This window comes from Paenibacillus canaveralius, assembly GCF_047238265.1.
Classification (GTDB): domain Bacteria; phylum Bacillota; class Bacilli; order Paenibacillales; family NBRC-103111; genus Paenibacillus_F.
The window spans coordinates 532,921-546,695 of the sequence record NZ_JBDFMM010000001.1; the positions used below are offsets into that span (position 1 = coordinate 532,921).

General features: G+C 56.2%; 10 protein-coding genes and 2 riboswitches. Of the genes, 9 read left to right on the forward strand and 1 reads right to left on the reverse strand.

Annotation, left to right across the window (positions count from 1 at the left end; all coding sequences use genetic code 11):
- Positions 1-194: 194 nt before the first annotated feature.
- Positions 195-388, forward strand: a riboswitch (cyclic di-AMP (ydaO/yuaA leader).
- Positions 389-496: 108 nt separating this feature from the next.
- A riboswitch (cyclic di-AMP (ydaO/yuaA leader) is annotated at positions 497-675 on the forward strand.
- Between the two features lie 119 nt (positions 676-794).
- The 9 genes from ABC395_RS02390 to ABC395_RS02430 all read left to right on the forward strand — a co-directional run bounded on the left by ABC395_RS02390 (position 795) and on the right by ABC395_RS02430 (position 12,055).
- Positions 795-1,235 (forward strand): hypothetical protein, encoded by a 441-nt coding sequence (locus ABC395_RS02390; RefSeq protein ID WP_413000440.1) that lies wholly within the window; start codon positions 795-797, stop codon positions 1,233-1,235.
- 179 nt (positions 1,236-1,414) lie between these two features.
- Positions 1,415-1,489, forward strand: coding sequence for a K(+)-transporting ATPase subunit F (gene kdpF / locus ABC395_RS02395; protein WP_413006673.1), 75 nt, complete (start codon positions 1,415-1,417; stop codon positions 1,487-1,489).
- A 58-nt stretch (positions 1,490-1,547) separates the two neighbouring features.
- Positions 1,548-3,227, forward strand: a complete 1,680-nt coding sequence (gene kdpA / locus ABC395_RS02400; protein ID WP_413000442.1) for a potassium-transporting ATPase subunit KdpA — start codon at positions 1,548-1,550, stop codon at positions 3,225-3,227.
- A gap of 20 nt (positions 3,228-3,247) precedes the next feature.
- Complete coding sequence (gene kdpB, locus ABC395_RS02405) at positions 3,248-5,293, forward strand: potassium-transporting ATPase subunit KdpB (protein ID WP_413000443.1); 2,046 nt, start codon at positions 3,248-3,250, stop codon at positions 5,291-5,293.
- Positions 5,294-5,428: 135 nt separating this feature from the next.
- Entirely contained in the window at positions 5,429-6,046 is a 618-nt protein-coding gene (gene kdpC, locus ABC395_RS02410) for a potassium-transporting ATPase subunit KdpC (RefSeq protein WP_413000444.1), read from the forward strand.
- Between the two features lie 616 nt (positions 6,047-6,662).
- Entirely contained in the window at positions 6,663-9,017 is a 2,355-nt protein-coding gene (locus ABC395_RS02415) for a histidine kinase (RefSeq protein WP_413000446.1), read from the forward strand.
- A gap of 415 nt (positions 9,018-9,432) precedes the next feature.
- Positions 9,433-10,272 carry an ABC transporter ATP-binding protein gene (locus ABC395_RS02420; protein ID WP_009674680.1) on the forward strand — a complete coding sequence of 280 codons (840 nt, stop codon included), beginning with the start codon at positions 9,433-9,435 and terminating at the stop codon, positions 10,270-10,272.
- Complete coding sequence (locus tag ABC395_RS02425) at positions 10,205-10,969, forward strand: ABC transporter permease (RefSeq protein ID WP_413000449.1); 765 nt, start codon at positions 10,205-10,207, stop codon at positions 10,967-10,969. The genes ABC395_RS02420 and ABC395_RS02425 overlap by 68 nt, the downstream gene beginning before the upstream one ends.
- A gap of 36 nt (positions 10,970-11,005) precedes the next feature.
- Complete coding sequence (locus ABC395_RS02430; RefSeq protein ID WP_103997408.1) at positions 11,006-12,055, forward strand: ABC transporter substrate-binding protein; 1,050 nt, start codon at positions 11,006-11,008, stop codon at positions 12,053-12,055.
- Between the two features lie 353 nt (positions 12,056-12,408).
- On the opposite strand, the gene ABC395_RS02435 is transcribed toward ABC395_RS02430, so the two are convergent.
- A complete protein-coding gene (locus tag ABC395_RS02435) occupies positions 12,409-13,758 on the reverse strand; it encodes a hydroxysqualene dehydroxylase (RefSeq protein ID WP_413000450.1) in 1,350 nt (449 codons plus the stop codon).
- Positions 13,759-13,775: the final 17 nt, after the last annotated feature.

A 13,775-nucleotide genomic window follows, 5' to 3' on the forward strand; every position in this document is an offset into this window, starting at 1 on the left:
AAGAGTCCGGGTGACCAAACCGTTTTCAAAAACGTGAGATTTTCGACGCATAAACAAGCTAGCGCGTAAAAAGAAGAAATGTAAGCGCATTAGGGGTTTTCTTTGGCTTAAATCGGTTTAAAACCAATCTCTCCCTATCTTTACAAAGCACGTACGGAGGTGTAACATTCATTCCATCAATTGAAAAAAACAGTTTCTTGCTTTCGCTGAATTTCCCCATCCGGGGAAGCGGGGGAACCATCGCAGCATTGATCCGGTGTGAGAGCCGGAGCCTTGTCTGCAGGGGTGAATCCTGAAGCGCCGGAACCCATGGATCCGGCAATCAGGTAGGGCGACTCTCACCGCCCGAATCCGACAGCTAACCTCGTAAGCGCATGAGTTCGGGAGGGGTTGAAGAAGCTTGTGATCGGCATCGACCACAGGGACTTCGTTTCGCTGTGGTTTTGTTATGTGCAAAAACATCCGAAAATGAAAAATGTGCCAAAAAAATGAACATGCGTTTTTATCGCTGAGTTTCCGTGTGAAGCGGAAAACGGGGGAACCAACGAGGACTTGCAGGCTTGAAAGCCGGTCCTCATGGGGTGAATCCAGAAGCGGCATCCGTGCCGTTATGGTAGGGCGACTCTCACGCCCGAATCCGACAGCTAACCTCGTAAGCGTACCGAGAGAGGCGACTGCTATCGCGCTTCGGCCATAGTCTTTTTTAGGCTGTGACCGTCAAGAAGCCGCGTGAAGAGTTCCTCTTCCCGCAGGCTTCTTTTTTTGCTGCCCAAAACACGAAAGAGGGATAAAAAGTGGACGAGAGAAAGATCCAAACCTATACGTTGGTTTCCGCACCGAATGTCACCGGCGAGAACTTTATTAAACTGCTGAATATTTACCGCAAACCTTTCGCGGCGCTTGTTAATAACCCCGTGGAAGGACAGCGGATGAAGAAGCTGGGAGTCCGGCATCTCGTGGAGGTGGATACCGTACGCCACGAAGCCTGGGAAGTTCCGGAGCTTCCGATCGGTGACGTGTATCTTTTCGAAGACAGCCTGCCGCTTTGCTGCCGGTATCTTCAGATGGTCCGCAGCTGGACAACCGGAACGATTTACGTGGTGAAAACGAATGCCACACCGCGGTTGATTTATAAAGCGCTCGGCGCCGACCATGTGGTGCATACGAATACCCGTCAGGTCTCTTTCCTGCTTGGAGCGGCACCGGGCCAGGTGCCCGAGGAAGTTTTGCGCTGAACATGCGGAACAATTTGTGCGAACGATAAAGAATAACCCTATAAATAGGAAGGAAAGGAGCCGGCGCGCATGACGGATCTTTATATGATTTTGCTGCTGGCAGTCATTTATTTCATCTTTTACGGATTTCTGCTCTGGTGTGACCATGTTGCGGATGGCCCGGAAGGCGGCCGTTCATGATGATTATCGCGCTTTTTACGGCAGGACTTTTCCTGTATCTGATATACGCGCTTGTTCATCCCGAAAAATTTTGAGGCGCCTGCGGGCTGCCGGAGAACCCTGCACGGAGTTGTTTGAGGAGGATCGGAATCCATGGAGATACTGCAAATTTTAATCGTAATCGCGGTGCTTTGCCTGCTGGTGAAGCCGCTTGGCACTTATATTTATCACGTTTTCTCGAATGAAAAAAACCGGACGGACAAATGGTTCGGCTGGCTGGAGAAACCCATTTACAAGCTTGCGGGCATCCGCAGCGAGCACGGCATGACGTGGAAAAAATATGCGGGCAGCCTCGTGCTGACCAACATCGTGCTTGTGGCGGCCGGGTATTTGATCCTGCGCCTGCAGCGCGCTCTTCCTTTTAACCCGAACGGGATCGACGATATGGAAGCGACTTTGTCTTTCAATACGATCATCAGCTTTATGACCAACACGAACCTGCAGCACTACAGCGGGGAAACGGGTCTGTCCTATTTCTCGCAAATGGCGGTCATCATGATGATGATGTTCACGTCCGCCGTAACTGGAATCGTGGTCGCGATCGCGTTTATACGCGGACTGACGTCCAAAGGAAACACCATCGGCAACTTTTTTACCGATTTTGTAAAAGGCCACACGCGCCTGCTGCTGCCGCTGGCCATCGTGGTTACGCTGCTGCTTGTCGGCCTGAAAGTGCCGCAAACGCTGGACCCGTCGCTGGCCGCAAAGCCGCTTGAAGGCGGGGAGCAGCAAATCGCCATCGGACCGGTGGCGTCGCTTGTGTCCATCAAGCATTTGGGTACGAACGGAGGCGGCTTCTTCGGGGTAAACTCTTCCCATCCGTTTGAAAATCCGTCTCCGCTGACTAACGTGATCGAGATGCTGTCCATGTGGTGTATTCCGGCCTCGTTGACCTATACCTTCGGGCGGTTTGCGAAGAACCGGAAACAGGGCTGGGTTATTTTCACGGCCATGATGACGTTGTTCCTGGTTTTCCTGTCGGTCGCCTTCTTCTCGGAAAAGGCCGGCAATCCCGCCTTAAATGCCCTTGGCGCGGATTCGTCCATCGGCAGTATGGAAGGCAAAGAGGTGCGGTTCGGCATTGCCCAGTCCGCGCTGTTTACTACGGTAACGACGGCGGCTACGACAGGTTCCGTCAATAACATGCACGACACGCTCACGCCGCTGGGCGGAATGGTTCCGCTCGCCCAAATGATGCTGAACTGTGTATTCGGCGGGGATGGAGTCGGGCTGGTCAATATGCTCATGTACGCCATTTTGGCCGTTTTTCTGGCGGGCCTGATGGTCGGCCGGACGCCGGAATTTCTGGGACGCAAAATCGAGTCCCGCGAGATGAAACTGATCGCCGTCGCGATTCTGGCGCATCCGCTTATTATTCTGGCTCCTACGGCGCTCGCCTTTATGACGGAGCTTGGCAAAGGAGCGGTCACCAACCCGGGGTTCCACGGAATCTCCCAGGTGCTGTATGAGTTTACGTCGTCGGCGGCCAATAACGGCTCCGGTTTCGAGGGCCTTGCGGACAATACGCCGTTCTGGAACGTTTCTACGGGTATTGTGATGCTGCTCGGCCGTTATGTGTCGATCATCGCCCTTCTTGGTGTGGCCGGATCACTGGGCCGCAAGCAGTGGGTTCCGGAAACAATCGGTACGTTCCGTACGGACAATGCCTTGTTTACCGGGATCGTGGTAGGAACGGTCGTCATCATTGGGGCGCTTACCTTCCTGCCCGTAATTGCGCTCGGACCGGTGGCCGAATATTTGACATTGCGTTAATAACGATGGGGTGAAAACGGATGAGCTCAAATGCTTCTCAAGCGAAACGAAAATCGATGCTGAGCGGTGACATCGTCAAACAGGCGGCCGCGCAAAGCTTTCTTAAATTAAATCCGGTTACGATGATGAAAAATCCCGTGATGTTCGTGGTAGAAATCGGAACCTTCATGGTTCTTCTGATGACGGTGCTGCCGGGCTATTTCGGAACGCAGGACCGGATCGGTTTTAACTTGACCGTGTTTCTGATTCTGCTCTTCACGGTGCTGTTCGCCAACTTTGCCGAGGCGCTGGCGGAAGGCAGGGGGAAGGCCCAGGCGGACTCGCTAAAGAAATCCAAGCAGGAAATACAAGCCAACAAGGTGGTCGGCAGCGGCATCAAAGTCGTTCCGTCCACGGAACTCCGCAAGGGCGATATCGTTACCGTCGCCCAGGGAGAAATGATCCCCGGTGACGGGGAAGTGATAGAAGGGCTGGCCTCTGTGGACGAATCGGCGATCACGGGTGAATCCGCGCCGGTCATTAAAGAAGCGGGCGGCGATTTCAGCTCCGTTACCGGCGGCACGCGGGTCGTGAGCGACGCGATCCGGGTACGGATCACAAGCGATCCCGGCGAATCTTTCATCGACCGGATGATTTCCCTCGTCGAGGGAGCATCCCGCCAGAAGACGCCGAACGAAATCGCGCTGAACACGCTGCTTATTACGCTGACGCTTATTTTTCTGATCGTGGTCGTTACGCTGAAGCCCATCGCGGGGTTCGTAAACGTCGAGCTGGATACGGCCGTACTGATCGCCCTGCTCGTCTGTCTCATTCCGACGACGATCGGCGCTCTGCTGTCCGCGATCGGGATCGCGGGTATGGACCGGGTCACCCGGTTCAACGTCCTGGCGATGTCGGGTAAAGCGGTCGAAGCAGCCGGAGATATCAATACGATCATTCTGGACAAAACGGGAACCATCACGTTCGGAAACCGGATGGCCAGCGAATTTATCCCGGTAGGCGGCGCCTCTACAGGCGAAGCGGCTGCCTGGGCGGCCGTCGGCTCGGTGAAAGACGAAACGCCGGAAGGACGCTCCGTGCTGGAATTGATGAAGAAGCAGAACCTGGTTTACGAGCCGGCTCTCGCGGAAGGCGGGGAGTTTATCGATTTTAAAGCGGAAACCCGGATGAGCGGCATCGATTTGAAAGACGGGAGAAAAGTGCGCAAGGGCGCGGTAGACGCCGTCGTACGCTGGGTGCAGGAGCAGGGCGGAACCGTTCCCGCCGATCTTAAGGCCAATGGGGACGCGATCGCGACAGAAGGCGGGACTCCGCTCGCCGTAGCCGTGGACGGTAGGGTGTACGGCCTGATTTACTTGAAGGATACCGTGAAGCCCGGCATGAAGGAGCGTTTCGATACCTTGCGCCAAATGGGGATCAAAACGATCATGTGCACCGGCGACAACCCGCTCACGGCGGCTACCATCGCCAAAGAAGCCGGCGTGGACGGCTTTATCGCCGAGAGCAAGCCGGAGGATAAAATCGCCGTGATCCGCAAGGAACAGGCGGAGGGCAAGCTTGTCGCGATGACCGGCGACGGCACGAACGACGCCCCGGCGCTTGCCCAGGCCGACGTGGGCCTGGCGATGAACAGCGGCACCATCGCCGCCAAAGAGGCGGCCAACATGGTCGATCTGGACTCCGACCCGTCCAAGATCATTGAAGTGGTCGGCATCGGCAAGCAACTGCTGATGACACGAGGGGCGCTTACCACCTTCTCGATCGCGAACGACATCGCCAAATACTTCGCGATCATCCCGGCGATGTTTATGCTGGCGATTCCGCAGATGGAAGCTCTCAACGTCATGAAGCTGGGATCGCCCCTGTCGGCGGTGCTGTCCGCTCTTATCTTCAACGCGGTGATCATTCCGCTGCTCATTCCTCTTGCGATGAAGGGGGTCAAGTACCGCCCGATGAGCTCGACAAAGCTGCTCAGCCGCAACCTTTTTGTTTACGGGCTGGGCGGGGTCGTCGTTCCTTTTATCGGAATCAAGATCATTGATCTGGTCGTTCATGTCTGGATCTAGAATTCTATTCTGTGGCAGCGGAAGCACATACGCGTGAAAGAAAATGGCATGAAAGTGCCCTGTAACAAAGAACAACCATATGCCGGGAATGTCTTACGAGGCTTCTCCCGGTATAAGAGAGAGGATTGAAAAAGGATGAATCCAGGCGCTTCGGTACCTAAAGAAAACGGCGGGTGGAACGGGTCCGCCTTGTCCATCGCTGTCCGCATCAGCCTATTGTTAATCGTTCTATGCGGAATGATATACCCCCTTGTGTCGACAGGCTTGGCACAGATTATTTTCCCCAAACAGGCTAACGGCAGTGTTATCAAGAACGACCAGGGGGAGATCGTCGGCTCGGAGCTGATCGGGCAGCTGTTTACAGATCCGAAGTATTTCCACGGCCGCGTTTCCTCCATCGAGTATAAAGCGGAGGCTTCGGGCTCCAACAACTATGCACCTTCCAACCCGGAACTGGTAAAACGTACGCAGGAGTCCATCGATACATGGAAAAAGGAGAATCCGGACGTGCCCGTCAATCAGGTGCCGATTTCCTTGCTCACGAACTCCGCTTCCGGTCTCGACCCTCATATTACGCCGGAATCGGCCGGAGTCCAGATTCCCCGCATTGCCAAAGTGACGGGAGTATCGACCGCCCAGCTTCAGGAATTGGTGAAAAAACATACGGACGGTCGGGACCTTGGCGTGTTCGGAGAGCCTCGCGTGAATGTGCTGGAATTAAATCTGGATTTGAAAAAGATAGCCGGGAATTAACCGGAAACGGGCAGCCGATATTGCGAAGACCGTAGAACGAAGACCGTAGAACGAAGACCGTAGAACGAAGACCGTAGAACGAAGACCGTAGAACGAAGACCGTAGAACGAAGACCGTAGAACGAAGACCGTAGAACGAAGACCGTAGACCGTGACCGTAAACCGAAGACCGTGAACTGTGAACCGTAATTGGAGACTACAAGACGGATATACGGGCGGGAAAGCCTGAAACCCGCATATCGGTAAAATATGGGTCCCGGTTGCTGATGGACGTCAGTTTTCTACCTAGCGAAGATTTCCCTTTGACCGGCGAAGCTCCGGAAATCTGCGTACTACTTAACGCATGCCCGATCCGGCCAGGAGGGTATGCGTTTTGCAGGTTTATGAACCGGAACAAACCGTCTTTACACTTGGGGAAAATGTGTTTCTACTATTATATATAGCTCCTCTTCAGTCCGGGCGTACGGCCCCTTGTTTTCGTAACATTGAATGCTTGCATGATGCTAACAAAGCAGCGGGAATTTCGTGAGAGAATAGTGTGAGGTATAAAATCGCCGTTTGATGATGTGGGACAACTTTTAGAATACGGGGATCAGGAACCGGAAAGGAGCCGGAGGATGGATAATTTCCGGAGAAGAACACCCGAAGAAATTTTGCTGTCCATTTCGGAAATCCGACGGGGCCGGCTGAAAGTCTATATCGGTGCCGTCAGCGGATCGGGGAAGACGTACCACATGCTGCGGGAAGGACAGACACTTCGCGAACAGGGAATCGATGTGGTGCTGTGTGCGGTTTCTATGGAAGGACGGCCCGAAACGCTGGAGCAGGCCGATGGACTGGAACGGGTTGAAAGCATCGAGTGGATCGAGGAAGGAGTGAGGCAGCAGGATTTGCCGCTCGACGATCTTGCTGCCCGCAATCCGGAAGTGGTGCTGACCGACGGCCTGGCTCATCGCAACCGGCCGGGAGCGCTTTACCCGACAAGGCTGGAGGATATCAAATTTTTGCTGAACAGAGGCATCAGCGTGCTGGCAACCGTCAACGTATACGAGCTGGAGGGAGTGCGGGAACTTGCCCGTAAAATGACGGGTATCGTCGTTGAGCATACGGTACCGGCGGATACCCTGGAGTTGGCAGATGAAGTGAGGCTTATCGATGCCACCCCTGAAACGATCCTTAACCGCCTTGAGGAAGGTGGGATGAGGGGCTGCCAGTGGCACGAGCGTAAGGTGCTGAAACGGGGAAATATCGGCGTGCTGCGCGAGCTGGCGCTTCGGCTCGTGGCGGAAGGAGTTAACGAATCCCTGGAGAAGCACCGGGGAGAAATGGGGATGACCGGTCCTTCGGGTGCGGATGAGCGGATTTTGGTTTCCGCCCAGTACCATTGGAACGGGTCTATCTATGTCCGGCGGGGCCAGCAGATAGCGGACCGGCTGAGCGGCGATCTGTTCGTCGTCTCATTTGCACGGCCGGGGAAAACTTTATCCAAGGATGCGGCTACGTTCCGCCGTTCGATTATCAAGCTGGTCGAGAAAGTAGGCGGCAGTTTCGAGGAGCTTCCCTTCCCGGGAAGGCGGAAGCTTACACAGGCGCTCATACGTTACGCGATTGACCGCAAAGTGACCCGGATCGTGCTGGGCCATTCCAAGCACAGCCGCTGGCAGGAATTCTGGCAGGGTTCGGTGCTTAACGATGCGGTGAGCCGTCTGCAAGGGATCGATCTGTTCGTGGTGGCCGACCGGGCGGAAAGGGACGGAGAGCGGATCCTTCCGGTAAAACGAAAGAGCGATGCCCGGAAGCCGGTCGAGCTCTACCGGCGCCCCAGTCCCCAGGAGATGGAACGGCAAATCCGGAAAGCGCGGCGAGGACGCTTCAAGGTCTATATCGGGGCCGCGCCGGGCGTCGGCAAAACTTACAGCATGCTGCGGGAAGGGAACGATCTGCTGCGTAAAAATATCGACGTGGTCATCGGGCTTCTGGAGCTGCACGGCCGTAAAGAAACGGCGGACCAGGTCGGCCATCTGGAGCTGATTCCGCGCAAAATCATTACCTACCGTGGAGCCGAATTGCAGGAAATGGACACCGGGGCGGTGATCCGGCGGATGCCGGATCTGGTTCTCGTGGATGAATTGGCTCACACGAATGTGCCGCAGAGTGTCAATAAGAAGAGATATGAAGACATATTGGAGATTCTCAATGCGGGCATTTCGGTCATCTCTACGGTGAACGTCCAGCACCTCGAAAGCTTGAACGATTCCGTTGAGCAGCTGACGGGCGTGCGGGTCCGGGAAACAGTCCCGGACAGTATCCTGCGGCTGGCCGATGAGGTGGAGCTCATCGACGTGACGCCGCAGACGCTGCGGCAGCGCATGAAGGAGGGCAAGATTTACGGGATGGAGAAAGTGGACCAGGCACTCGGCCACTTCTTCAAAACCGTCAATCTGATTGCCCTGAGGGAACTCGCGCTGCGCGAAATCGCCGACGACGTGGACGAGCGCCTGGAGGCGTGGGAACGCGTCGGTTCCCTGCGCGGCCCCTGGCGGCGCGAGGAAGTGATCTTCGTCTGCGTGAAGTTGAACCGGCACGCGGAGCGCATCATCCGCCGCGGCTTCCGCATCGCGTACCGGTTGAAGGCGCGGTGGCACGTCGCTTACATCCGCTGCGGCTCGCCCGCGGAAGGAGAGGAGGCGCGGATCGCCGCGCTGCAGACCTTGACGGAGCGGCTCGGCGGCCGCTTCGAAGTGCTGGGTGCCGCGGGACGGAGACGCACCGCGGAGGGGCTGCTCGCGCGGGCTTTGGAGCTGAGCGCTACGCAGCTCATCATCGGTCAGGCGCGCGAGTCGCTCTGGGAGCGGCTGTTTCACGGTTCCATCGTGAAACGGATCATGCGCGGGGCGCGCGGCATGGACGTGCTCGTCGTGGCGGAGTCGGAGACCGCCAAAGACCGGCGGGGCCGCCGGACCCGCGGATGAGCGCAGTCTCGATGGCGTGGGCAGCAAGCGCACGAGTGAGCGCAGTCTCGATGGCATGGGCGGCAAGCGCACGTGCGAGCGCGGTCACGATGGCGTGGGCGGCAAGCGCACGAGCGAGCGCAGTCTCGATGGTGCGGGCGGTAAGCGCACGAGTGAGCCCTGGCGTACATACCGCATCCGCAACTCTGGGTGACTGGCCGGTAACGGTTTGGATGCGTCAGTCGGTATGCTGCACAACTCCCTTTTTCCTTTTATAGCAGCCTTTTAAGCCCCTTACAGGGGCTTTTTTTATGAGAACTTTATGCAATTAAAGGTTGACAAATAACATAATTCCGATAAAATAAGTTGGTATAAGAATAGGAACGGGACATACGAAGCTTCTGCTTTCGTCCGAGCCTGAAGGAGAGATCAAGCGATGATACAAATCAAGCATGTTCGCAAAACCTTCAAGCAGCGCAGCAGCGGATCATTTACCGCTATTGACGATGTTTCGCTGACCATCAGGAAAGGCGAGTTCGTGTCTTTGCTCGGCCCTTCGGGCTGCGGCAAGTCGACGGTGCTCAACATGGTCGCCGGGTTGGAAGGCTACGATGAAGGAACGATTGAAGTGAACGGAACTAAAGTGACCGGACCGGGCTCCGACCGGGTCGTCGTTTTCCAGGAGCACGCGCTTTTTCCCTGGCTGACCGTGCTCGACAATGTAGCCTTCGGCCTTAAACAGAAGGGCATTCCGAAGAAGGAACGGTACGAGAAAGCGATGGAGCAGATCAAGACGGTCCACCTCAGCAAATTTGCCGACCGTTATCCGCACGAGCTGTCCGGAGGCATGAAACAGCGTGCCGCGATTGCACGCGCCCTTGCCATGGACCCCGAAATACTTCTCATGGATGAGCCTTTCGCTGCGCTCGATGAGCAGACCCGCCTCATTTTGCATAAAGAACTTGAAGAAATCTGGATGAAAACGGGCAAAACGATCTTGTTTATTACCCATAACATCCGTGAAGCCGTCATTTTGTCCGACCGCGTCGTCGTCATGTCGACCCGGCCGGGAACGATCAAGAAGGAATTCGCCGTGCAGGCCGCGCGTCCGCGCGACAATGCCGACTCCGTTATCCATCATGTCGAGAGTGCGATCATGGACGTTCTTGCCGAGGAGCTCGAGAAAGTGGTAAAGGAGGAGATGGGCGATGAGTACAGCCTTAAGAAGAATGATTTTTCTCGTGATTCTGCTGATAGCGTGGGAGGCGGGATATAGAATCTTCGATTGGGGATGGAAATTCCCGTCTCTGTTCCAGACACTGGACGCTTTCCGTCTCGGTTTTACGGACGGACAGCTTCTGGAAGCGACGTTCAGATCGCTCGGCCGGCTCCTTACCGGGTTCGGCATCTCCCTCGTCGTAGGTACACTGCTCGGCTTTCTTTTCGCACGTTACCGGTTTCTGGACGATACGCTCGGATTTGTCGTGGTTGCCCTGCAGACGGTGCCGAGTATCGCCTGGCTGCCGTTCGCGATCATCTGGTTCGGACTTACGGACACCTCCGTTATTTTCATCACGGCGCTCGGGGCTACCTGGACGATGGCGATGTCAAGCCGCACGGGAATTATGAACATCCCGCCGATCTATCTGAAAGCGGCTCAGACTATGGGAACGGGCAACGGGCTGCGGATGTTCTGGCAGATCATGGTGCCGGCGGCCTTCCCTCATCTTATTAACGGGGTGCGCGTAGCCTGGGCATTCGCCTGGCGGGCGCTCGTAGCTGGGGAACTGATCGCCAAAGGCGTCGGTTTGGGCCAGCTGCTCCAGCAGGGCCGCGATATTGCGGATACCGCACTTATGCTTTGCATCGTCATTATAATCGCCGTACTCGGCACGATTTCCGATCATCTCTGCTTCAAAAAGCTGGAGGATAAAATCCTGCTCCGCTACGGTCTAGCCTCAAGCGGCAAATAAGCAAGAAACAGACGAACAGATAAAGGGGAGTTCACAATGAAAAAAACAGCATGGCTGCTTGCGCTCATTCTGCTGGTCGGTACGGTGCTTACCGCATGCGGCGGCGGAGATTCCAAAAGCTCCGGCGGGAGCGGTGACGGCAAGAAGCCGGAAACAGTCCGCGTCGGTATTTTCAAAAACGTTACGCATGCCGCGGGTTATGTGGCGCTCGAAAATAAATATTTCGAAAAATATTGGGGCGAAGGCGTTAAAGTGGAAGTCACGGCTTTCGATAACGGCTCGGACTTTTCGACCGCACTCGCTACGGATCAGATTGACCTGGGCTTCGTCGGTCCCGGACCATCCACCAACCAATACCTGAAAAGCAAGAACTTCAAAGTCATTTCCGGTTCCAACAACGGCGGTGCCGTACTGGCTGTCCGTAAAGACGCGGGAATTTCAAGTGTGAAAGACCTTGTAGGCAAAACCGTCGCCATCCCGACGCGCGGCAGCACGAACGAAATTTCGCTGCGCCTGCTGCTCCAGCAGGAAGGGCTGAAAGTGACGACGGATAAATCCGGCGTGGAAATTATCGCCCGTGCTCCGGCGGATACGCTGGTCGCCATGCGCCAGAAAGAAATCGACGCTACGCTTATCCCGGAACCGTGGGGAACGCAGATGGAGAAGGAAGGCATCGGCCAAATTCTCGTGGACTGGGACAAAATCCCGCCTAATAACGGCAACTATCCGTTGACGATCCTCGTCGCCGGCGACAAGTTCCTGAAGGACCACCGCGATATGGCGAAAGGCGCAATTCAGGCGAATATCGATGCCATTAACTTTATCAAAAGCAGCCCCGATAAGTCGTACGATTTGATCAACAATCAGCTTAAAAAGCTCAGCGGCAAAGGACTCGATAACGAACTGATCAAAGCGGCGCTCTCCCGCCTCAATCTGACGCCGGATGTGAGCAAGGAAGCGATTGAAGAAATGGCAAAAGTATCGATCGATGCCGGCTTTATCAAGAATGTGAAGAAAGAAGAGCTGGATCTTAGCAAGTTCCTGGATCTGTCGCTTCTGGACGAAGTGAAAAAAGAGAAAAAGTAAGATTTATGAAAAAGAGTTGGAAAAAAGGACAGCCGGTTATCCGGCTGTCCTTTTTGATTTAGGGGCATATTCCGCTCCGTGACGCTCAATCTGTCCTTCGGCTGTGGTGCAATACTTGCGGAGCATGGACTTAGCAAGGCACAGTGCAGTAGGGGGCCAGGCCAAAGTAGCCGTGACGGCATCGCCTAACACAGCCGGGCACAACGGCGACAAGCCCGGAAGCCGCCAATCTCGGTCTGCCAACCAAGCCTGGCCTGTCATCCAAGCCCAGCCCGTAAACCAAGCTCGGCTTGCCATCGAGCACTGCCTGTCGACCGGGCTGGGTTGCCAGTCAAGCTAAGCTGCCACCAAGCTCAGACCAGCTCCCGGCCCAACACGGCCTCGGCCGCCTTGCGTCCGGAGATGACCGCGCCTTCCATCGTCGCGAACATCGGCTGGCGTGTATAGTCGCCGGCGAGGGCGAGACCCGGCACGGGCGTACGCTGCTCGGGGCGGAGCCTCTCGCTGCCGGGCCGGACGGAGTAGAAGTGATCCGGTCTGCGGATCACCCGGTAATCCTTGGCCTTCGCGCGCAGGTCGAGACCGAGCTTGTCCGCATCGGCGCACACCCGCTCGAAAACGAGATCATCCGGCATATCGATGAACTCGTCCGGGGGTGAGAGGATCATGGAGACGCGGCCGGGCAGGTGAGGGAACGTCGTGCGCGACTGCTCGCTGAAGCTGCCGATGCACGTGCCCGGACCGAAGGTGACGCGGTCCTGCGGAAGGAGCGGCTCGCTGAGCTCCAGCTGAATCGTCACGTCGGGCATCGTCGGCAGATCCTGGAGAGGCTGATACCACGCCTCTCCTCCGAACGGCGGCTGGAGCAGCCGCTTGGCCGCCGAGATTTCCGTGGCGATCACGACGTGAGCCGCTCGCAGGGTCCCGCCTTCCTGCAGGGAGACGCCCGTGACCCGGCCGTCTTCCAGGCTTAATCCTTCGGCGGGGGTGCTCAGGCTGATCCGGCAGCCTCTTTTTTCAAGCGCGGCGAGCAGCGGGTTGATCATGACGTCGGTCATGCCGCCGTTGAATCCGCCGATCTGCATCTTGTAAAACTTCGGCACCCCCGGCGCGAACAGCCCGAAGAAAACGAGCGCGGAATACTTTTCCGGCGGGAGGAACAGCACGCCGGACGTAAGCGGCCCCAGCACATGCTGGAGCGCCTCGTCTTTGACGCCGTGCTTGCGGGCGAATTCGGCTACGCTGTACGTATCCAGCTCCATCCGGTTCTCCGACAGCAGCTTGAGACCCTCCGCCACAAATGGCATCAGGGAAGCTTTGTCGGCCGGAGAAATAATATCGTTGTTAGTGAAAGCCCCCGCGATCGTTTTAATGGGTGACTTTAAGGGAGCGATCCCGAACTCTCCGGCCGTTTCCCCGTCGGGCAGCCGGATTTCGAACGTTTTTTCCCAGGTCAGCATGCTGTTCGGCTTAATTCTTGCCCTTTTCAGCAGATTCGGAAGGGCTTCATAAAACCCGATAAATTTATGGAAACCCGACTCGACTTCCATACCGGCATCCGCCCAGTTCGATGTGCGGCCTCCGGCGAAAGGCGCCGCTTCTATAATATGTACGCGCTGTCCTTGTTCGGCGAGTTCAAACGCGCAGCTGAGGCCTGCCAGGCCTGAACCGACAATAATCGTATCGAATTGCGTATCGTTCACAATCTCCACCGCCTCTT